Raw genomic sequence first — 20,439 nt, forward strand, 5'->3', positions numbered from 1 at the left:
CTGGAGCGCCCAGCGGTGAACCAGGCCGGCGGGCCGCCGCGCCGGGCGCGTGATGCTGGTGCTGGCCTGGGGCGCCGGCCTGTTCCTGGCCACGCGCTTCTTCGCCGAATGGGAGGAAGGACGGCTGAATCCCAATCGCGAGCCGGTCTCGCAGCTGCAGGGCGGGCAGATCGAGGTGCAGCTGGCCGGCAACGTCCAGGGGCACTTCGTCGCCAGCGGCAAGATCAACGGCGAGCCGGTCACCTTCCTGCTCGACACCGGCGCCACCGACGTCGCGGTACCGGCTGAGCTGGCCGAGCGGCTGGGCCTGCAGCGTGGCGCGCCGGTGATGCTGCATACCGCCAACGGCCAGACCACCGGCTACCGCACGGTGCTGAACCGCCTCACGCTCGGCGACATCGTCCTGCGCGACGTGCGCGCCATCGTCGCCCCCGGTTTTCGCAGCGAACAGGTGCTGCTCGGCATGAGCGCCCTGAAACAACTTGAATTCACCCAGCGCGCCGGCACCCTGGTGCTGCGCCAGCATGTAACGGATCGACCATGAGCGAACCCCTCGACCTGAGCCTGGACGGCGTGGAGCGGCGCTCCCTCGCCGACTTCACCGAGCAGGCCTACCTCAACTATTCCATGTACGTGATCATGGATCGCGCGCTGCCGCACATCGGCGACGGCTTGAAGCCCGTGCAGCGGCGCATCGTCTATGCCATGAGCGAACTCGGCCTGAACGCCGACGCCAAGCACAAGAAGTCGGCGCGCACCGTCGGCGACGTGCTCGGCAAGTTCCACCCGCACGGCGACAGCGCCTGCTACGAAGCCATGGTGCTGATGGCGCAGCCGTTCAGCTACCGCTACCCGCTGGTCGACGGCCAGGGCAACTGGGGTGCACCGGACGATCCCAAGTCCTTCGCCGCGATGCGCTACACCGAGGCGCGGCTGTCGCGCTATTCCGAGGTGCTGCTCTCCGAGCTCGGCCAGGGCACGGTGGATTGGGTGCCGAACTTCGACGGCACCCTGGACGAGCCGGCGACCCTGCCGGCGCGCCTGCCCAACCTGCTGCTCAACGGCACCACCGGCATCGCCGTGGGCATGGCCACCGACGTGCCGCCGCACAACCTGCGCGAGGTCGCCAGCGCCTGCGTGCGCCTGCTCGACGAGCCCGGCGCCACGGTCGAGCAGCTCTGCGAGCACGTGCAGGGGCCGGACTACCCGACCGAGGCGGAGATCGTCACGCCGCGCGCCGACCTGCTGAAGATCTACGAAAGCGGCCGCGGCTCGGTGCGCATGCGCGCCGTATACCGGGTCGAGGACGGCGATATCGTGGTCACCGCGCTGCCGCACCAGGTGTCCGGCGCCAAGATCCTCGAACAGATCGCCGGGCAGATGCAGGCCAAGAAGCTGCCGATGGTCGCCGACCTGCGCGACGAGTCCGATCACGAGAACCCCTGCCGCATCGTCATCATCCCGCGCTCCAACCGGGTCGACGTCGAGGCGCTGATGCAGCACCTGTTCGCCACCACCGACCTGGAGTCCAGCTACCGGGTCAACACCAACGTCATCGGCCTCGATGGCCGGCCACAGGTGAAGAACCTGCGGGTACTGCTCAGCGAATGGCTGACCTATCGCATCGGCACCGTGCGCCGCCGCCTGCAGTTCCGCCTGGACAAGGTCGAGAAGCGCCTGCACCTGTTGGAAGGCCTGTTGGTGGCCTTCCTCAACCTCGACGAGGTGATCCACATCATCCGCACCGAGGACCAGCCCAAGCCGGTGCTGATGGCGCGCTTCGAACTCTCCGAGCTGCAGGCCGACTACATCCTCGACACCCGCCTGCGCCAACTGGCGCGGCTGGAGGAAATGAAGATCCGCGGCGAGCAGGACGAGCTGGCCAAGGAGCGCGAGAAATTGCTGGCGCTGCTCGGCAGCGAAGCCAAGCTGAAGAAGCTGGTGCGCAAGGAGCTGCTGGAAGACGCCGAGACCTACGGCGACGAGCGCCGTTCGCCGATCGTCGCGCGGGCCGAGGCCCGTGCGCTGGCGGAAAACGAGCTGCTGCCGTCCGAGCCAGTCACCGTGGTGATCTCCGAGAAGGGCTGGGCGCGTTGCGCCAAGGGCCACGACATCGACGCCACGGGCCTGTCCTACAAGGCCGGCGACGGCTTCAAGGCCGCCGCCGCCGGACGCTCGAACCAGTACGCGGTGTTCATCGACTCGACCGGGCGCAGCTACTCGCTGGCGGCGCATTCGCTGCCGTCGGCGCGTGGTCAGGGCGAGCCGCTCACCGGTCGCCTGACCCCGCCGCCGGGTGCCGGCTTCGAGTGCGTGCTGCTGCCCGAGGATGAGGCGCTCTACGTGATCGCCTCGGATGCCGGCTACGGCTTCGTGGTCAAGGGTGAGGACCTGCAGGCCAAGAACAAGGCCGGCAAGGCACTGCTCTCGCTACCGTCCGGCGCCCGGGTGGTCGCGCCGCGGCCGCTGGCCAGCCGCGACGAGGACTGGCTGGCGGCGGTGACCACCGAAGGCCGCCTGCTGGTGTTCCCGGTGCGCGACCTGCCGCAGCTGGGCAAGGGCAAGGGCAACAAGATCATCGGCATCCCCGGCGAGCGGGTCGCCAGTCGCGAGGAATACCTGGTCGACCTCGCCGTGCTGCCGTCCGGCGCGACCCTGCTCCTGCAGGCCGGCAAGCGCACGCTGTCGCTCAGGGCCGAGGACCTGGAACACTACAAGGGCGAGCGCGGGCGGCGGGGCAACAAGCTGCCACGTGGCTTCCAGCGCGTCGAAAAGCTGCTGGTGGAAACCTGCTGATGTGTTTTGGCGCTGGAATCGGTGACCGGTTTCACGGAAGATAGCCACCTTTCCAGCCCGAGATTGCTTTGGCAGGGTTTAAGCCCTGTTCGGCGGGCTCTCGATTGATCAACGCGGCGTTGGTGGATGCCTCCGCATGAGGCATCGGCGTGTGCCTGAAGAGGCGGCGTATGGCCTGGATCGTGGTGTTATGAAGGTAATGAAGAACGTGTTGCGTGCTCCGATTGTTCTACTGCTGGCCAGCATCGGTCTGACGGGCTGCATCGGCCTGCAGCCGGCGCCCATGTACCGCCTGGACAGCGGCGCCTCCGAGGTGCCGGAGCGGACCGATGGCGCCGCGGTACTGCTGGAGCCGGTCACTCTGGCCGATTACCTGCAACGCGATGCGCTGTTGCAGCGTCTGGCCGACGGCAGCCTGGCCGCCGATGCGCAGAAGGCGCGCTGGGCGGGCAGCCTGAAGGCCGACGTCGACCAGTTGCTGCTGCGCCAGCTGGCCTGGCGGCTGAACACCCAGAGCCTGGTACTCGGCCCCGCCGACGAAGGGTTCGCCCCGGATGTGCAGGTCGAGCTGTCGATCACCCGCCTGGACTCCGGCCCGCAATACCCGGCGGTGCTCGAGGCACAGTGGCGCCTGCGGGACAAGGCCGGCAAGCACCTGGGCAACCGTCTGGTGCGCCTGCAGGAAGAGCACCTGGGCAGCACCGCCGACCAGGTGCGGGCGCAAAGCGTGCTGTTGCAGCGGCTGAGCGAAATGCTGGCGGGAGCGATCGAGCCGGCGCTGGCCGCCAAGACGCCGCCCAAGCGTAGCGCCAAGGCACCGGCGAGCAAATCCGCCGAGGCACAGACGCCACGGATTCCGGCAGTCGAACCGATCCGCACCGACATGGAAGTGTTCCGCTTCTGACGAGCGAACCCGAGCCCTGGCATGGCCCCGCGCAGGTGCGCTGTGCGCATCGCATGCAGCGGGGGCGGCGGTGCGCGGAGCGCACCCTACGGAAAGTCCGGGCGTGTGGCAGGCGGTTCGCGAGCATGGCTCGCTCCTACGGATGACCCCTCGGACTTGTAGGCGCCGGCTTGCTGGCGATCCGGCGCAAACGGGGCGTCATGCAGGGTGCGCTCCGCGCACCGAATGCAATGCGGCCCTGGCAGGTTCGGCGGGTTGCAACCCGCCCTGCGTCAGCTGACGCGATTGCGCAGCTCGTGCATGCGCGCCAGCTGGCGTTCGAGCAGCGAAGGGTAGGGCTCCAGCAGGCGCTCGACGCAGCAGGCGCCTTCCGGGCTGGCGATCGGGCGGATGCGTGCGCGTTGCTGGATCAGGCGGTCTTCGCTGATGCCGTGTTCCACCAGCAGCAGGTTGCGGCTGTGCAGCGACAGGGCCAGGGCCGCCTGGGCCGGCTCGCTGAGCAGCAGGTCGCCCTGGCCGAGATCGAACAGCCCTTCGCCCTGGGTAAGGCCGAGCTGCAGCTGCAGGGTGATGCCGCTGTCGGCGACCTCGATCTGCAGTGCATGGCCGAGGGCGCGCATCAGCTCGCCGCAGCAGATCGCGTGGGTCAGATAGTTCTGCTCGTCGTCCTGGCTGTGGAACAGCATCAGGCTGCTGCCGTCGTTGAGCGTGTGCAGCTCGGCCTGATAGAGCGTGGCCGCCTGCTGCAGGCAGTCGCGATAGCGTTGCAGCAGTTCGGTCAGGCGCGCCCGCGGCAGGCGCCGCAGCTGATCCTGGGCACCCAGCTGGATCGCCAGCACGGCGCTGCGCGTCGGGCTTGGCGGCGCTGCCGGCAGCGCTGGCGTGGCAGGCGTCGGCGCGATGGCGAAGGCGTCTTCGTCCAGCGCCTCCGCTTCATCGTAGGGGGCTGCGGCTGGCCGCATGGACGGTTGCGGTCGGCCATCGTCCAGGTCGATGTCGAAGCGCTCGAGCTGCGGCTCGGGGCGATGTTCGTCGAAGGGATTGTCCTCCTCGTCCTGGGCGAAGCAGTCGGCGTCCAGGGCGTCGCTGAGGTCCAGCTCCGGTTCGGGTTTTTCCGGCACCAGGCGTGCCTGCAGCTGGCGCGCCAGGTCGCCGATCTCGTCCTGGCGACCGGCACCGGGGGCAGGGTCGTCGGGGTCGCGCAGCCACAGGCGCAGCTGCATCAGCGGCGTCGACAGCTGCCGGCCGAGGCGCATGCTCAGGGTCAGCGCCAAGGCCAGCAGGATCAGGCTGAGCAGCCCCATGCTCTGCAGGCTGATGGTCATCGGCTGCTGGAATTGGCGCATGTCCAGGCTGACGCGCAGGTGCCCGGCGATCACTTCCTGGAAGCTGATCGGGGTCGAGTAGAGCCCGCTGTCGTCACCGAGCAGCCCCTGCTGCGGGCGCGAACCGGATTCGGCGAGCACCCGGTTGTCCACGCTGTAGATCGCGGCGTGGGCGACCAGCGGGTTCTTCACCAGGTTGCTCAGCAGCACGTTGAGGCTGAGGATGTCGTTGGCCACCAGCAGGTCGGTGGCCGAGGCGGCAGTCTGGGTCACCAGGCTCTGGCCGAGGGCGTCGGCCTGCTGCTCCATGGCATGCTTGAACTGCATGCCGATCACCCACGCATAGATGACCAGCGCCAGCGCCACCAGCAGCAGCGTATGGCTGGCGATACGTAGCACCAGCGGCACGCGGTGCTGGCGCAGTGCGCGATAGATCATCAGGAAGAAATTGTCTGGCTTTACGGATGCGGGCCGGTTCACAGAGCGCGGCTCTTCTCGTCGGGAAATTGTCGAGCAGTATACGGAAAGCGCAGGAGGCGCTGAAGGTCTCCTGTTGCAAGCTGACGAATTGCTTCGTCGCGCTGCGCCGGACTGCGGCGGTTCTCCAGCGCTCCGGCCAGCTGAGGTAGAATGCCCGCCTTCATAGCCTGCCATGGGAGCTGCGCCTTGCGCGAAATCGTCCTGATCAACATCACCGGGGAAGATCGCCCCGGGCTGACGGCGGCCATCACCGGCGTGCTCGCCCAGGGTGGCGTGAACATCCTCGATATCGGCCAGGCGGTGATCCACGACACCCTGTCGTTCGGCATCCTGATCGAGATCCCGGACAACGAGCGCGCGTCCTCCGTGCTCAAGGACGTGCTGTTCATGGGCTACAAGCACGACCAGCAGGTGCGCTTCACCCCGGTGTCCGAGGCCGACTACCAGCACTGGGTGGCCGGGCAGGGCAAGCCCCGGCACATCGTCACGCTGCTGACGCGCAAGGTCACCGCCGAACAGCTGCAGCGCGTCAGTGCGATCACCGCCAAGTACGGGCTGAACATCGACCATATCGACCGGCTTTCCGGGCGCCGGCCGCTGGACATGCCCGAGGAGCAGGGCAAGGGTTGCATCGAGTTCTCGGTGCGTGGCGAGCCGGCGGACACTGCGGCGCTGCGGGCGGAGTTCCTCAGCGTGGCGCAGGAATTGAACGTCGACATCGCCTTCCAGCGCGACTCGGTCTACCGGCGCAACCGCCGCCTGGCGGTGTTCGACATGGATTCGACGCTGATCGAGGCCGAGGTCATCGACGAACTGGCCAAGGCCGCCGGCGTCGGCGAGCAGGTTTCGGCGATCACCGAGCGCGCGATGCGCGGCGAACTGGATTTCCGCGCCAGCTTCAAGGAACGCCTGGCCTTGCTGGAAGGGCTTTCCGAAGACGTGCTGGCGGGCATCGGCGCCAGCCTGCGGCTGACCGAGGGCGCCGAGGTGCTGTTCGCCGAGCTCAAGCGGCTGGGCTACAAGACGGCGATCCTGTCCGGCGGTTTCAGCTACTTCGCCAAGCAGCTGCAGGCCAAGCTGGGCATCGACTACGTGTTCGCCAACGAGTTGCAGATCGTGAACGGCAAGGTGACCGGCGTGGCCGTCGAGCCCATCGTCGATGCCCAGCGCAAGGCCGATCTGCTGCGCGAGCTGGCCGAGCGCGAGGGCCTGTGCCTGGAGCAGACCATCGCTGTCGGCGACGGCGCCAACGACCTGCCGATGCTCGGCCTGGCCGGCCTGGGCGTGGCCTTCCGCGCCAAGCCGCTGGTCAAGCAGTCGGCCAAGCAGGCGATTTCCACCCTGGGGCTGGACGGCATTCTCTATCTGCTGGGCTTCAGGGATCGGGACGGGACGGAATAAGATGTAGGTTGGGTTGAGCGCAGCGAAGCCCAACGCGCGGAGCATGAGGCATCGCTTGGGCATGAGTTGGGCTTCGGCGCTTCGCGCCTCAACCCAACCTACGTTCTACGGCGCCCGTCTTCAGGGCTTGATCGCTACTTTCAACACGCCATCGCGCTGGTTGGCGAACAGCTCGTAGGCCTCGCCGATATCGCCCAGTGCGTACTGGTGGGTGACCAGCGGGCCGAAGTCGACGCGTCCGGAGGCCACCACGTTGAGCAGGCGGCGCATGCGCTCCTTGCCGCCGGGGCACAGTGAGGTGACGATCTTGTTGTCGCCGAGGCCGGCATGGAAGGCGCCCAGCGGAATGGTCAAGTCGCTGGAATAGACGCCCAGGCTGGACAGCGTACCGCCCGGCTTGAGCACCCGCAGCGCGTTTTCGAAGGTCGACTGCAAGCCCAGCGCCTCGATCGAGCGTCCGCGCCACGCCCGCCGGTGAGCTTGAGCACTTCCTCGACCACGTCCACGTTGCGGAAATTCAGGGTGACGTCGGCGCCCATCTGCCGGGCGATATCGAGCCGGGCATCGACGCCGTCCACCGCGATGATGGTGCCGGCACCGCGCAGCCTGGCGCCGGCGGTGGCGCAGAGCCCGATCGGACCCTGGGCGAAGATCACCACGATGTCGCCGATCTTGATGTTGGCCGCCTCGGCGCCGGCGAAACCGGTGGACATGATGTCCGGGCACATCAGTACCTGTTCGTCGGTGAGGCCGTCCGGCACCGGTGCCAGGTTGGCCTGGGCATCGGGCACCAGCACGTATTCGGCCTGGGTGCCGTCGATGGTGTTGCCGAAACGCCAGCCGCCCATGGGCTTGTAGCCATGGCAGGCGCAGCCGCCATCCTGCGAGGCGAGCCCGTCCTGGCAGGCGTAGGAGGTGAAGCTCGGGCAGATCGCCCCGGCGATCACGCGCTGGCCTTCCTGGTAGCCCTTCACGTTGCTGCCGAGCTTCTCGATGATGCCCACCGGCTCGTGGCCGATGGTCAGGCCCGGGGCCACCGGATACTCGCCCTTGAGGATGTGCACGTCGGTGCCGCAGATGGTGGTGGTGGTGATGCGCAGCAGGGCGTCGTTGGGGCCGATCTCGGGGATCGGCTTGTCCTGCAGTTCGATGCGGCCCGGTTCGACGAACACGGCGGCTTTCATCATGGCCATGGTGCGGACTCCTCTTCGGAATGGAAGGCGTCCGGACACTCTAGTCCAGCGGTGTGGCCGAAGGATGACCTCGATCAAGCGGCGGGCGGATCACTCCTCGTCGGAGGAGAAGTCGTAGTCCATCGACTGGCTGGGGCCTTGCAGGTAATGCCCCTGGATGTAGCTGACACCGGCCTGCCAGAGCGTGGCGAGCACCGTGGCGCTCTCGACGAAGGGCACGATGCTCTGCCGGTGCTGCGCGTGCAGGTCGGCCAGCAGCGTCTTCAGTGCTTCCTGGTTTTCCTGGCGGGACAGGTCCTGGGTATAGGAGCCGTCGACCTTGATGAATTCGGCGTTCAGGTGCTTGAGCGTGTTGAACGGGTTGAGCACGCAGCCGAACTGGGCCAGGGCGACGCGACAGCCGAGGTTGCCCAGCCCCTGCGCCAGGATCTTGGCCGGCTTGAGATAGGCCACCGCATCGGGCTCGCCGAATTCGAACACCAGCGAGTCGCCGGGCAGGCGCGATGCCTTCAGCACCACGCCGAGCCAGGGCAGCAGGCTCGGGTCCTGCAGGCTGGCGGCGGACAGGTGCAGGAACAGGCGGGTGCTGTGGCCCTTGGCGCGGTGCTCGGCGAGCAGCTTGATGGAGTTGAGGATCACCCAGCGGTCGATCTTGGTCGCCAGCCCTGCATCGTTGGCGGCGCCGAGGAACTCGGCCGGCGGCACTTCCGTGCCTGCGGGTCGAGCAGGCGCAGCAGCACTTCGTAGTGTTCGAAGCTGTCGCCGCGCAGGCTGATGATCGGCTGGAACAGCAGGCGGAAGCTGTTCTTCTCCAGCGCCTGCTGCAGCATGGCGACGATGTTGCCGCGGCTGGCGGCGGCGGCCAGCTCGTCGGCGGGGTTGTAGAGCTTCAGCGCGTTGCCGTCACCGAGTTCGTCGGCGCAGCGGTGCGCGCGCTCGATGGCGTCCTGGGCCTTGGCCGTCTTCTCGTCGAGGCCGGCGACGCCGATGCTGAAAGTGGTCTGCACGGTGCGCCCGCCGATGTCGAGCAGATGCCCTTCTACCTTGGCCAGCAGCTTGCGCAGCTCCGGCTCGGCCTGCTGCGGCGTCACGCCGGGCTGCAGGGCGGTGAAGACGTCGTCGGCGAAGCGTGCCAGCTGCGTGCCGGCCGAAAAGTGCGCGCGCAGCAGGGAGGCCAGCTGGCCGAGCAGCTGATCCGAATCGGCCAGGCCGATCTCCGCCTGCAGTGCGGCGAAGCGGTCGACGCGGATATAGGCGAGGCTGGCGCTCTGCCCGGCATTGACTGCGCGTTCGACGGCAGCGTCCATCACCTCGAGGAAGGCGTTGCGATTGAGCAGGCCGGTCACCGGGTCCTGGCTGCTGATCTCGCGCAGCTTCTGCAGTTCGGCGCTGTCGTTCTCGGCGCGGATCACCACCTGGATGCAGGGCTCGCCGTCATAGGCGGCCGGCGAGAAGTGCATGCGCGTCTTGAGGCTCTCGCCGTCGGCGCGGATGCCGCTGCAGGCCAGTTCGGCGTTGCCTTCGAGGGTCTGGTAGTTCTTCAGGAAGGTCTTGAAGGCGGACTGGTCGGTGGCGCCGATCAGGTCGATCATCGGCATGCCTTCGAGGTCTTCGACGTCTTCGTAGCCGAACATCTCGAGATAGGCGCGGTTGGCGTAGATGTGCATGCCGTCGTGGACGTAGGCGATGGCATCGACCGAGCTGTCGAGCAGCAGCTGGCAGCGTTTCTCGGCCTCGCGCAGCGCGACTTCGGCCGAGCGGCGCGCGCGGCGCTCTTCGAGGTTGGCCAGCTCGCGGTTGGCGACCAGGATCAGCCACTCGTCCTCGCCCTGCGGCAGGGCATCCTGGGCGCCGAGCATGAGTGCTTCGGTGATGGCTTCGGCGTCGTTGCCCGCGGTGAGCTGGATGACCGGGATGTCCTTGGCCTGCCGGCGAATGGCGCCGATGACCTCGCTGGGATCGAGGTTCTCGCTGTGCGGCGCGTTGATCAGCAGGTCCCAGGTCTGCTTCAGCGCTTCGGCCAGATCATCGCTGGACGTGAGGCGGTGCACCCGGGTGGCCTGCCCGGCATTGCGGAACAGGCTGACCAGACGCTCGGCTTCGTTCTGCGAGTCTTCGAGAATCAGCAGGCGGATGGTTTTCTTTTGCAGGGCCATGGCGACAGCTTAAAGGCGCGCCGAATGGGCGCGGGCAGGCGAGAGTGCAGAGTCGGCAATCTACAGTGACTTCCAGAGGGAGTCAAAATCTTCATCCCCACTCGCCGTGTGGCTTCCCCAGGCTGTGACAGGCGTCTCTCGCTCGCGCGGCAGCTGCCCGAGCGCGCGATATTCGAACTGATTGTAGTTGCCGGTGTGTGCGCGACGGCGGCTGAGTACGGCACGCTGCTGCTCGCCATTGTGATTGATCTGCACCTTGTGGCCTTCCTGGAACGGCAGGCGCGGTGCGATCAGCATCGGCGGTTGCGAGATGGCGCCGATCGCCGGCAGCAGCAGGGCGCGCAGGTACTCGCTGCCCTGGTCGGCCTTGCGCAGCAGGCGCAGGCCGCAGGGTTGCGCCTGGGGCGCGAGCAGTTCGACGCCCATCTGCGTGCCGCCGCCGCGCACCTGGCGAATCCAGCGCACCACGGCGATACTCCAGGCCTTTGCGCTGTTTTCGCGCAGCCCGAGCAGCTCGCCGGCCTGCAACTGCCCGGGCACCTCGCCGGGCCAGGCCAGGCAATAGCCGCCGGGGCTGTGGTCGATCAACTGGACCTCGAACAGCGGGTAGCTCTCGGCGGATACCGCCCGGGCGACCGGTTCGGCCTCGCTCTTCGGCCTGCTCGGCGTGCCGGCCTGCTGCAGGTTGGGGCGGACGAACTCGATATGGTCGTGCGCGAGCAGGGGGGCGGCGCTGGGGTTCTGTGCATCGAAGGCGGTCGCCCAGATGTCGGGCGCGTCGTTGTGCAGCCTGAACACCGCGCAATTGGAGGTTTCCGGCAGCTCCAGGACTTCATTGAACGAGCGCTGCCCGGCCAGTTGGTAGTGCAGCGCGCTCATGCCGATGCACAGGGTCAGGCTGCCCTGGGCCGGAATGCGCGGGAAGCTGCGCTCGGAAATGTCGCCCCAGGCCGAACTCAGGTGGCGCAGCAGATCGTCGTCCAGGCCCCTGGCGGCCGGCAGGCGCGTCAGCTCACGGTTGTCGGCGGACAGGCGCAGGTGTTCCTCGAGCCGTTCGAGCAGCGGACGTGGATCGATGCCGAGCATGCGCCGGGTGTCCTCGACGGCGAACAGCGAGCGGTAGCGCGGCGGTCCGTCGACCTGCGGCGAGAAGAGGAACAGGCTGTTCGCCGCCGTTGCCGGCTGCAGGCTGACCAGCGCGCTCCACGCCTCCAGCGCCGCCGCCAGCCTGGTGATGTTCTGCTGGCGCAACTGGTTGCAGCGCGAGCACCCCAGCAGCAGCGTGGCCAGGTAGCTCTGCTGGGCACTCATCCCCTGGGCATGCCGGGCGAGCGGGTCGCGCAGGAGAAGCCGCTCCGTGCTCTGCTCCACCGCCAGTTGATAGAGCTGGTGCAGCTCCAGCCACAAGCCCTGGGGGGCGGGGCCATAGAGCTGCATCGAGCGCAGCAGCAGCGCGCCGAGGCTGTGGATGGCGCGTTGCAGGGCGACGGCGAGCAGTTGCTGCCGGTCATGCCCAGGCTGGGAGGCCAAGCGCACGACGATCAGCTTGTAGCCGATGGCGAGATGGTTCTGCAGCGCCTGGCACAGCCCGGCGACCTTGCGCGGCCGTTCGCCGAGCACGATGGGCTGGTTGAGGTAGTGCTTTTCCAGATGCTTGCAGACGAAGTGCACGTCCGGGCGCAGCAGCTCCAGCAACTGCAGCCGGGTTTCCGACGGCAGGCGCAACTGGTTGAGTTCGATCAGGGCCTGATAGAGCAGGCGTGCGGTTTCGCCGAGATTGGCCTTCGGCAGGGCGGCCAGCCAGGTGCTCATGCCGCGTGCGCTGGCGTCGCAGAAGGACAGGGTCTGCCGGGTCGGCGCGGGCACGCGCAGCAGATGATGGCTCTGTCTATCCAAAACGGGTGGGCTCCGCGACGTCTCAGGGCAGGGGTAATGTGAACTCTATCAATATCTGCCGGCATGGGCAGGACTGAATGATAGCTCAATGCTATTACCCGACATTCGGTAGCAGTCGGCCACCGAATGGCGTCGCGAATGTGATTGTCGTCGCGCTCCGCCCGAATCTGGCAGGCGGTTCTCAGGTCGGGGTCGCGGGCTCCTGCGCCTGCCCCAGGGCTTCGCCCATGCATACCGGGCTCAGCGGGCCGAGCTGTTCGGCCCAGCGCACCTGATCGGGGCCGAACAGCAGGACGATGGTGGAGCCCAGCTTGAAGCGGCCCATCTCGGCGCCTTTCTCCAGGTGAATGGGCGCGCGTGCGGCTTCGTCGTAGCGGAAGGACTTGAGGCTGCGCTTGGGCGGTGTCACCAGGCCGGCCCAGACGGTTTCGATGCTGGCGACGATCATCGCGCCGACCAGCACCATCGCCATCGGCCCGTGCTCGGTGTCGAACAGGCAGACCACGCGCTCGTTGCGCGCGAACAGTTCCGGCACGCCCTGGGCGGTGACGGTGTTGACCGAGAAGATCCGTCCCGGCACGTAGACCATCTCGCGCAGGGTGCCGCTGACCGGCATGTGCACGCGGTGGTAGTCCTTGGGCGAGAGGTAGACCGTGGCGAAGGCGCCGCCCATGAACGGCGCGGCGCGCTGGTGATCGCCGCCGAGCAGTTCCGTGGCGCTGAAGCTGTGGCCCTTGGCCTGGAAGATGCGGCCCTGCTCGATCCTGCCGAGCTGGCTGATGGCGCCGTCGCAAGGGTTGAGGATCGCGCCGGGGGTGGGATCCAGCGGCCGGGCGTCATCCTTCAGGGCGCGGGTGAAGAAGGCATTGAAATGCTCGTAGGCGGTCGGCTCTTCGACCTGTGCCTCGCGCATGTCGACCTGGAAGTGGCGGACGAACCACTTGATGAAGGTGTTCTTCACCCAGGGCAGGCGGCACTCGGCCAGGCAACCGGCCAGGCGCGAAACAAGGTGATGCGGCAGCAGGTACTGGCTGATGACGAACAGACGATCTTTCATGGATGACCTTTTCATTGCTGGACCGGCGTATCGGGCAGGTTGCCCCACTCGCCCCAGGAGCCGGCGTAGCCCTTGACCCGGGGGGTAGCCCAGCGCCTTGGCCAGCAGGTAGGTGAGGCCAGAGCGGTGGTGGGTCTGGCAGTGGGTGATGATTTCCTTCTCCGGCACGATGCCCAGGGCCTGCAGCCGTTCGGCGATGTCCTCGCGGATGCGCAGGGCGCGTGCGGGGTCCATGGCGGCGGTCCACTCGAAGTTGATCGCGCCGGGAATGTGCCCGCCGCGAGCGGAGAAGCACTTTTCGCCACGGTACTCGGCGGGGGAGCGGGCGTCCCAGATCACCAGGTCGTCGGCACCGAGGCGGCTTTCGATGTAGGCGCGGGTCGCCGTGGGCGCGTCGTCCAGTTGCAGTTCGACCGGCGCGCTGCCGGCGCTCGGCACCTGCCGGGTCAGCGGCCGCTGTTCGGCCAGCCAGGCATGCAGGCCGCCATTGAGGTAGTGGTAGCGGTGATGGCCGATCACGTCGAGCAGCCAGATGAAACGTCCGGCCCAGCCGCCACCCTCGTCGTCGTAGACCACGTAGACCGCCTCGGGGCGATGGCCCAGGGCGCCGAACAGGGCCTGCAGCTGTGCCGGTTCGGGAGCCAGCCCGGGCGCAGGCGGTTGGCCGCGCTGGGTTTGCTTGGGATCGACGAAGTGCGCGCCGGGCAGGTGTCCTTCGGCGTAGCGGGCAGCACTGGTCAGATCGACCAGGATCAGTTCGGGGGCCTCCAGGCGCGCGGCCAGGTCGGCGGGCTCGATCACCAGCGGCAGGTTGGAAAAGGCGGACACGGCGGGCCTCGGCAAGTCGTTCAAGGGGCGAAGTCTAGCGAAAAAAAGGCACAGGGTCTGTCGGCGTTTCGCCGTAATCGATAAGCCCGCGACGTGCCGTAGGGCGGGCTGCGCCCGTCAGGCATGTGCCGGTTCCGGCGCGAGTCCGTGCGTGCGTTGGGCTGCGCTGTGTCTGCTGTCGGGAGACATTAGGTAACGCATTTAGCCTGTAGATTGGGTTGGGGCACGCAGCGCCGAAGCCCAACGGGCGAAGTGCAAGGCAAGGACGCAGCCCGTGCCCTGCACCCGGCGAGGCTAGCTCTCGCGCCGGCTGAAGTTGCCCAGCGCGCGCTCGAGGCACTGCGCCGTCTTGGTGAACGTCTGCAGCGTGGTCTCGCTGAAAGCGGACCCACCCTGGTCGGCGATCACCAGCATCAGCACGCGGCTGTCGATGCCCACTGAGCGCAGCAGCAGGTGCTCGCCGGCGAACAGGGCTTTCAGCGCGCCGGGCAGCAGGGCGGAGAACTGGGCCATGTTGGCTGGTTGCAGGCGCAGCTGGGCGGGTTTTTCCAGCAGCCGGCGCAGGACCTGGCTCTGCTCCGGCGCCAGCGTCAGGCGTGAGGCTTCGCTGGCGAGGCCGATGCACTGCTGGGTCACCAGGCGGTTCTGCTTGCGATCGACCAGCATCACCAGCACGCGCTGCATGCCGCCGCAGGCGAAGGCCTGGCTGGCGCTGGCGGTGAGTTGCAGCACGTTGCTGAAGGGCGTCGGCTCGGTCAGCAGCTGCCGGCAGTGCTCGCGCCACCGGGCAAGGTCCTGGGTGCTGGGCGTGGGCGCCTCGCGCAGGCTCTGGAAGCGGCTGTCGGTCGGCCATAGCAGGCCCTGGGCGGGGTGCCAGAGGTCGGTGCGGCCGAACTGACGGGCGCTGATCACCGCCTGCTGGTGCACCAGCTGTTGCAGCTCGTCCAGCGGCAGCTGCAGGTACAACCCGGCCAGGCGCTGCCAGCGCAGGCTGTGCACGCCGCCCCAGCTGTGGTGCGAAGACAGTGCCAGGCCGTTGGCCAGGACGATGGTGTTGCTTGGCAGCGTCAGCCAGCGGCGCAGGTCCGGGTCGGCGTCGAGCATTTGCTGCTGATGCAGGGGATGCGCGTTGTCACGGGCGATGTGCAGGGCCTTGATCAGCATGCGCCGGTTGCCGCCGAGCAGGCGGTAGCCCTGGACGATCCAGTCCGGCAGGTGCCAGTGCTCGGCCAGCTTCAGGCACAGTTCCAGCAGCGGCACCCCGAGCAGCTCGCGCTCGACGCGGCTGGCTGGCTCGCCCTTGACCAGCACCCTCTGTTCCCAGCTTTCCAGCAGCTGCGGATAGGCGCAAACCAGGGCCCAGGTCGGCGCAAGGAACAGCAGGCTGCCCCAGTGGATGTCCTGCCACAGGCGGGCGAGGCGGGCGCCGAACAGGCCATTGGCCTGCTGGCTGGCATGGCGGCTGATCAGCACCATCTGCCGCAGCGGCAGGGGAATATCCCGGGCTTCGCTGGCCGGGATGCGGCTCAGCAGCGTTTCCGCACGCTGCAGGCCGATGCGGCTGAGCGCGACCTCCAGGCTTTCCGCCGGTTGGCCATCGCCGATCCCGCGGTTGGCTTCCTGAATGAAGCGCAGCGCCAGCACCGGGCTGGTCTGGATGATCTCGGCGATCTGGCGCATCGACATGCCGCTGTCCCGCAAGGCCAGGCGCACCTTGGCATGAACGTCCGCGAAAGCGGGGAGGCGAACATCGTCGAGTGCCTTGATCCAGGCGGGGAGTGTGCGAGGCAGCTGAGAGAGTGTGGTCATGGCCGAACTAGCTTTTCATCGGGATGGCCTTTAGTCTGGCGCAAAAGTTCCGATAACCAGAACAATTCTTCCAATACGCCCCTTCGCCACGTCGTCGCGCGGTTATGCCGGGCGTTGCTGTCTGGCGTCCAGGCGACTCGTGAGCAGGTTTCAGACGTACCCCCTATGGTAAAAATCATTGGCATCATCGTCGTGTTCGCCAGCGTCCTCGGTGGCTTCGTGCTGTCCGGCGGCAAGCTCGGCGCGCTCATTCATCCCTTCGAGATCATGATCATCGGTGGCGCGGCGCTCGGTGGTTTCCTGCAGGCCAACCCGGCGAGCACGACCATGCTGGTGTTCAAGAAGGCGCTGAAGATGTTCAGCACGCGCTTCACCCATGCCTACTATCTGGAAGTGCTCGGCCTGCTCTACGCCATCCTCAACAAGAGCCGCCGCGAAGGCATGATGGCGATCGAGGCGGATCTCGAGGATCCGGCCGCCAGCCCGCTGTTCAGCAAGTACCCCGGCGTCCTGCAGGATGAGCGGATGACCGCCTTCACCTGCGATTATCTGCGCATCATGTCCTCCGGCAACATGGCGCCGCACGAGCTGGAAGGGCTGTTCGACATGGAACTGGCCAGCCTCAAGGAGGAACTCGAGCACCCCTCCCATGCGGTGGCGAAGGTTGCCGACGGCCTGCCGGCGATGGGTATCGTCGCGGCGGTATTGGGCATCGTGATCACCATGTCGATCCTGGCCGAGGCGGACAACGCCATGATCGGCTACAAGGTCGGTTCGGCGCTGGTCGGTACCTTCCTCGGCATCCTCGCTTCCTATGGCTTCTTCGGCCCGCTGTCGGCGGCGCTGGAGCACGATGCCAAGGAAGAACTGAACCTGTACGAAGCGATCAAGGCGACTCTGGTGGCTTCGGCCTCGGGCATGCCGCCGTCGCTGGCCGTCGAGTTCGGTCGCAAGGTCCTGTATCCGGCGCATCGGCCGAGCTTCACCGAGCTCGAGCAAGCCATGCGAGGCAGCTAAAGGCCCGCCATGGACAACACCCAACCGATCATCGTTAAACGCGTCAAGAAAACCGCCGGCGGCCATCACGGCGGCGCCTGGAAGATTGCCTTCGCCGACTTCGCCACGGCGATGATGGCGTTCTTCCTGGTGATGTGGCTGATGAGCTCGGCTACGCCGGAACAGAAACGGCTCATCTCCGGCTATTTCCAGGACCCGATCGGTTTCACCGAGAGTGCCAGCCCGCATGCCATCGACCTGGGCGGCACGCCGACACCTTCGCCGGAGCGCACCCTCAACTCCGAACTCGAGCCAGCGCAGAGTGAAGCGCAGATCTCCGCCGACCAGGTGGAGACCTTAGCCGAGCAACTGGAGCGCGAACGCCTCGAACTGCTGCTGCAGGAACTGCAGAACAAGGTCGACGAGAATCCGCAGCTGAAGCGCTTCAAGGACCAGATTCTGTTCGAGATCACCCAGGACGGGCTGCGCATCCAGATCATGGATGCCGAGAACCGACCGATGTTCGCCCTCGGCAGCGCCCAGTTGCAGCCCTATTTCGAGGACATCCTGCTGGCCCTGGTCGATACCATCGCCGCGGTGCCGAACAAGATCAGCATCAGCGGGCATACCGATGCCAAGCCGTATTCGGGGCGCAGCGACTTCGGCAACTGGGAGCTCTCGGCCAGCCGTGCCAATGCGGCCCGCCGCACGCTGGTCGGCGGTGGCTATCCGCAGGAGCAGATCGCCCGCGTGGTGGGCTACGCCTCTTCCGCGCTGTTCGATCGCAAGGACCCGTTCAACCCGGTCAATCGGCGCATCGACATCCTGGTCCTGACCAAGAAGGCGCAGCGCTCGATCGAGGGCGAGCAATCCGATGCACACGACCCGCCGGAGAACGGTTCGGTGCCGGCGGCCGAGCCGCTACAGCCCGCGCAGTTGCGCGAACGGTTGAACATCTTCGAGGATGGCGTGCTCGATTTCAGCCAGCCCGGCAAGCCTGCTGCGGGGGCTGCGCGTCAGTAGTCCGGCTCCGGCAGGCTGCTGAGTATGTGCCGGTAGCTGGCCATCCGCTGTGGCTGGATGCGACCTTCCTCCAGGGCCTTGAGCAGCGCGCAGCCCGGTTCGCGGTCGTGCTTGCAGTCGCGGAAGCGGCAGTGCCCGAGCAGCGCCTGGAATTCGATGAAGCCCGCCTCCACGTCGGCCCGGCTGACATGGCCGAGGCCGAACTCGCGGATGCCGGGGGAGTCGATCAGCTCGCCGCCGCCGGGGAAATGGAACAGCCGCGCGGTGGTGGTGGTGTGGGTGCCCTTGCCGGTCATTTCTGACAGCGCGCCGACCCGCGTATCGACCCCCGGCAAAAGGCTGTTCACCAGCGAGGATTTGCCCACCCCGGACTGCCCGACGAAGACGCTGACGTGCTCATCGAGACGCGCCTTCAGGTCTTCCATGCCGCCGCCGCCGTGGGCCGAGACTTCCAGCAGCGGGTAATCCAGCTGGCGATAGACGTCCAGCAGGCGGTTCAGCGCCGCCTCGTTGTGCTGGTCGATCAGGTCGGCCTTGTTCAGCAGCAAGAGTGGCGCGATGCCGGCGTGTTCGGCGGCGATCAGGTAGCGGTCGATCAGATTGGCGTGTGGTTCGGGCAGCGGCGCGAAGACGATCACGATCAGGTCGACGTTGGCCGCCACCGGCTTGAGCTGGCCACGCATGTCCGGCCGGCAGAGTTCCGACTGCCGCGGCAACTGCGCGACGATGACGCCGATGCCCTGGTTGCCGGGGCGCCAGACCACGCGATCGCCGGTGACCAGCGCCGGCAGGTTGGCACGCAAGTGGCAGCGAGACACCTGGCCGGCCTGCTCGCCCTCGAGTGCCTCGACTTCGACCTGCACGCCGAAGTGCGCGATGACCAGGCCGGTCTGCTCGGGGCCGAGATCGCCGCCTTCGAGCTCTTCGAGAACGCGGGATTCGCGCCGCGCGGCGCGGGCCGCACGCTCTTCCTGGATCTTCTCGATGCGCCAGCTCTGCCGGCGGTTGAGTTGGCGTTTGGCCATGAATGCGGGCTTTCAGCTGATGATGGGCGGCGAGTCTAGCATGCCCACGTCGATGCCCTGTCTGGCGCGTGCGCCGGCGGGTAGACTGGCGGTCCCTTCCGCGATCGATGCTGCCATGCCCGCCATTGCCCCTGCGCGTCTACCGATCCTGCGTGCGCTGCTGGCGCAGTTGCTGGCCGTGGCGCTCGTCTGGCTGCTGTTGCTAGGGCTCGCCCGCTGGGACATCCGCCCCGGGCTTCTGGGCGCGGCGTTGCTGCAAGGCGGTGTCGCCGCATGGCTGGGCCAGCGCCTGGGGCTTTCGCCGTGGTGGCTGCCGATCAACCTGGCCTTCGTGCCGGGGCTGGTGCTGCTGCACGGCCAGCATGTCCCGGGCTGGCTGCCGCTCGGCGCCTTCGCCCTGTTGCTGCTGCTCAACTGGAATGCCTTCGGCGAGCGGGTGCCGCTGTATCTGAGCGGCGCCGCGGCGGAGCGGCAGCTGCAGGCCCGGCTGGCGACGTTGCCGGCCGGTTTTCGCTTCATCGACCTGGGTTGCGGGCTGGCCGGTACCTTGCTGCGGCTGGCGCGCGCGCATCCCGCGGGGCAATTCGTCGGGGTGGAAACCGCACCGCTGCCTTTCGCCCTGTCCTGGTTGCGCTGCCTGCGCCAGCCCAACTGCAGCATCCGCCTGCGCAGCCTGTGGCGGGTCGACCTGGGCGACTACCAGGTGGTCTACTGCTTCCTCTCGCCGGCGCCGATGCCGGCGCTGTGGCAGAAGGCGCGGAACGAGATGCGCCCCGGCGCATTGCTGATCAGCAACAGCTTCGCGGTGCCGGGTGTCGAGCCGGCGCAAATCCTGCCGCTGGACGACTGGCGACACTCGCGGTTGCTGGTCTGGTATCCCGGCGGCACGGCACCTGACGGCTCCGGTGCAAGCGGCTAAACTGCGCGGCACAGCCAAGGAGCCTCCCATGCAGAACCCGCAGAACCTCATCTGGATCGACCTGGAAATGACCGGGCTGGACCCGGACAACGACGTCATCATCGAAATGGCCACCATCGTCACCGACAGCCAGCTCAACGTGCTGGCCGAAGGTCCGGTCATCGCGGTGCACCAGAGCGACGAGGTGCTGGCCCGCATGGACGAGTGGAACACCCGCCAGCACGGCGGTTCCGGCCTGACCCAGCGCGTGCGCAAGAGCCTGATCTCGACTGCCGAGGCGGAACAGCTGACCCTGGCGTTCCTCGAGCAGTGGGTGCCCAAGGGCAAGTCGCCGATCTGCGGCAACAGCATCTGCCAGGACCGCCGCTTCCTCTATCGGCAGATGCCGGCGCTGGAAGCCTATTTCCACTACCGCAACCTGGACGTCTCGACGCTCAAGGAACTCGCGGCACGCTGGGCGCCGCAGATCATGGGCGGTTTCAAGAAGAGCGGCACGCACCTGGCCCTCGACGACATCCGTGATTCCATCGCCGAGCTGCGGTACTACCGCGAGCATTTCATCAAGGTCTGAAAGAGCAGCTGCAAGCGGCGAGCCATAAGCTGCAAGAAAAAGCCTGGCGAGGTCGTAGGG

At 67.3% G+C, this 20,439-nt stretch carries 13 protein-coding genes and 3 pseudogenes; 8 read left to right on the top strand and 8 right to left on the bottom strand.

Annotated elements, in window-relative coordinates; all coding sequences use genetic code 11:
- Window positions 1–52: 52 nt before the first annotated feature.
- The 3 genes from BAY1663_RS16110 to BAY1663_RS16120 all read left to right on the top strand — a co-directional run bounded on the left by BAY1663_RS16110 (window position 53) and on the right by BAY1663_RS16120 (window position 3,700).
- Window positions 53–544 carry a TIGR02281 family clan AA aspartic protease gene (locus BAY1663_RS16110; protein WP_051497175.1) on the top strand — a complete coding sequence of 164 codons (492 nt, stop codon included), beginning with the start codon at window positions 53–55 and terminating at the stop codon, window positions 542–544.
- Window positions 541–2,796, top strand: coding sequence for a DNA topoisomerase IV subunit A (gene parC, locus BAY1663_RS16115; RefSeq protein WP_037042667.1), 2,256 nt, complete (start codon window positions 541–543; stop codon window positions 2,794–2,796). Before BAY1663_RS16110 ends, parC begins: the two co-directional genes overlap by 4 nt.
- A gap of 199 nt (window positions 2,797–2,995) precedes the next feature.
- A complete protein-coding gene (locus BAY1663_RS16120) occupies window positions 2,996–3,700 on the top strand; it encodes a membrane integrity-associated transporter subunit PqiC (RefSeq protein WP_037042705.1) in 705 nt (234 codons plus the stop codon).
- A 272-nt stretch (window positions 3,701–3,972) separates the two neighbouring features.
- Here the strand turns inward: BAY1663_RS16120 and BAY1663_RS16125 are convergent, their stop codons facing one another.
- Window positions 3,973–5,505, bottom strand: coding sequence for an AhpA/YtjB family protein (locus tag BAY1663_RS16125; protein ID WP_037042669.1), 1,533 nt, complete (start codon window positions 5,503–5,505; stop codon window positions 3,973–3,975).
- A gap of 186 nt (window positions 5,506–5,691) precedes the next feature.
- Between BAY1663_RS16125 and serB the strand changes: the two genes are divergently transcribed.
- Complete coding sequence (gene serB, locus BAY1663_RS16130; RefSeq protein WP_037042672.1) at window positions 5,692–6,906, top strand: phosphoserine phosphatase SerB; 1,215 nt, start codon at window positions 5,692–5,694, stop codon at window positions 6,904–6,906.
- Between the two features lie 120 nt (window positions 6,907–7,026).
- Here the strand turns inward: serB and BAY1663_RS16135 are convergent.
- The 6 genes and pseudogenes from BAY1663_RS16135 to BAY1663_RS16155 all read right to left on the bottom strand — a co-directional run bounded on the left by BAY1663_RS16135 (window position 7,027) and on the right by BAY1663_RS16155 (window position 15,845).
- Window positions 7,027–8,099: pseudogene (locus BAY1663_RS16135) on the bottom strand (NAD(P)-dependent alcohol dehydrogenase).
- Between the two features lie 90 nt (window positions 8,100–8,189).
- A pseudogene (locus tag BAY1663_RS16140) lies at window positions 8,190–10,255 on the bottom strand (EAL domain-containing protein).
- 60 nt (window positions 10,256–10,315) lie between these two features.
- Window positions 10,316–12,151, bottom strand: coding sequence for a hypothetical protein (locus BAY1663_RS16145; RefSeq protein WP_037042674.1), 1,836 nt, complete (start codon window positions 12,149–12,151; stop codon window positions 10,316–10,318).
- A 181-nt stretch (window positions 12,152–12,332) separates the two neighbouring features.
- Complete coding sequence (asd, locus tag BAY1663_RS16150) at window positions 12,333–13,208, bottom strand: archaetidylserine decarboxylase (protein ID WP_037042707.1); 876 nt, start codon at window positions 13,206–13,208, stop codon at window positions 12,333–12,335.
- An 11-nt stretch (window positions 13,209–13,219) separates the two neighbouring features.
- Window positions 13,220–14,036, bottom strand: a pseudogene (locus BAY1663_RS23995) (rhodanese-like domain-containing protein).
- 294 nt (window positions 14,037–14,330) lie between these two features.
- Window positions 14,331–15,845: an HDOD domain-containing protein gene (locus tag BAY1663_RS16155; RefSeq protein WP_037042676.1), complete on the bottom strand. Its 1,515-nt coding sequence runs from the start codon at window positions 15,843–15,845 to the stop codon at window positions 14,331–14,333.
- A 165-nt stretch (window positions 15,846–16,010) separates the two neighbouring features.
- Between BAY1663_RS16155 and motA the strand changes: the two genes are divergently transcribed.
- Both motA and motB read left to right on the top strand, forming a co-directional pair.
- Window positions 16,011–16,862, top strand: a complete 852-nt coding sequence (motA, locus tag BAY1663_RS16160; RefSeq protein ID WP_037042679.1) for a flagellar motor stator protein MotA — start codon at window positions 16,011–16,013, stop codon at window positions 16,860–16,862.
- A gap of 9 nt (window positions 16,863–16,871) precedes the next feature.
- Window positions 16,872–17,864, top strand: coding sequence for a flagellar motor protein MotB (gene motB, locus BAY1663_RS16165; protein ID WP_037042682.1), 993 nt, complete (start codon window positions 16,872–16,874; stop codon window positions 17,862–17,864).
- On the opposite strand, the gene rsgA is transcribed toward motB, so the two are convergent.
- The gene (gene rsgA / locus BAY1663_RS16170) at window positions 17,858–18,889 is read right to left on the bottom strand and encodes a small ribosomal subunit biogenesis GTPase RsgA (RefSeq protein ID WP_037042684.1); all 1,032 of its coding nucleotides are present in this window, start codon (window positions 18,887–18,889) and stop codon (window positions 17,858–17,860) included. The two genes, motB and rsgA, sit on opposite strands and share 7 nt — an antisense overlap.
- Window positions 18,890–19,004: 115 nt before the next feature.
- Here rsgA and BAY1663_RS16175 point away from each other — a divergent pair, with 115 nt between their 5' ends.
- The gene (locus BAY1663_RS16175; protein ID WP_037042686.1) at window positions 19,005–19,808 is read left to right on the top strand and encodes a class I SAM-dependent methyltransferase; all 804 of its coding nucleotides are present in this window, start codon (window positions 19,005–19,007) and stop codon (window positions 19,806–19,808) included.
- A 28-nt stretch (window positions 19,809–19,836) separates the two neighbouring features.
- Window positions 19,837–20,379, top strand: coding sequence for an oligoribonuclease (gene orn, locus BAY1663_RS16180; protein WP_037042689.1), 543 nt, complete (start codon window positions 19,837–19,839; stop codon window positions 20,377–20,379).
- Window positions 20,380–20,439: the final 60 nt, after the last annotated feature.

Origin of the sequence: Pseudomonas sp. BAY1663, from assembly GCF_000582595.1 — a bacterium.
Classification (GTDB): domain Bacteria; phylum Pseudomonadota; class Gammaproteobacteria; order Pseudomonadales; family Pseudomonadaceae; genus Stutzerimonas; species Stutzerimonas stutzeri_AF.